Raw genomic sequence first — 736 nt, forward strand, 5'->3', positions numbered from 1 at the left:
GCACCGCAGTAACCCCGCCGATGAAGAGCGCAACAGGGTTCTTGAAAATACGCCAGGATATCGAGGTGGGCGGTAACAGCGCCGGCTCGCCTTCCGGGGTCGAGAAGTCCATCTGAGATCCGAGCCGCTGGCGCATGAACGACTGCGCAAGAGTATCCACACGACGGTCAAGTGGGTGAGGCAGAGGGATGATGCCCGAATTGCCAAACATGGTACGCCTCCGACTCCTGGGAACAACAAGTGTCCAACCAGTGGCTAGCGGATGCAGTATGCACGAACGTCTTGGTCTTTCCGTAGTTCCAAATGATCAGCCTGGCGCGCTGCGCATTATCCGCAAGAACACCGGGCCCGGATGGTCATCACGAGCCCGGTCGTGCTGGCCTTATGGCGTAAGATCGAGCGCCGGCACGATTCTGTGGTAGGGCAGGCCTGCATCGTCGTTTAGACGCTTCACGTCGGTATCGGAGACAGCATCAAACAGGCACATGCAGCGCCCGTCCTCCGGTGCGAAGGTCGAGCGCAGATAGCTGATGTCGGTGCCCTTGGACGTCATCTCGGCGGCCTGGCTGATCGCCGCCTTCTGCGCATCTCCCAGAGCTTCCATGCTGATGCCCTTGAGGTCGCGTTCCACCATGTAGACAGTCATTTCCAGATCTCCTCCTATGAACAGTGACCACAGGAGTTGAATGCAGCGGCGGGCGAAAGAGAACGACATTTTTTCTATCGATCGATAGCC

Annotated in this window: 1 protein-coding gene and 1 pseudogene; both read right to left on the reverse strand. The window is 58.3% G+C overall.

Features of this window, described 5'->3' with window-relative positions; all coding sequences use genetic code 11:
- Nucleotides 1-211, reverse strand: a pseudogene (locus tag EOA86_RS39785) (hypothetical protein); the annotation flags it as partial.
- Nucleotides 212-382: 171 nt separating this feature from the next.
- A partial coding sequence (locus EOA86_RS37060) for a DUF4242 domain-containing protein (protein WP_245497509.1) occupies nt 383-736 on the reverse strand: 354 nt, incomplete at its 5' end.

The organism is Mesorhizobium sp. M5C.F.Ca.IN.020.32.2.1 (assembly GCF_004023105.1).
Lineage (GTDB): Bacteria > Pseudomonadota > Alphaproteobacteria > Rhizobiales > Rhizobiaceae > Mesorhizobium > Mesorhizobium wenxiniae.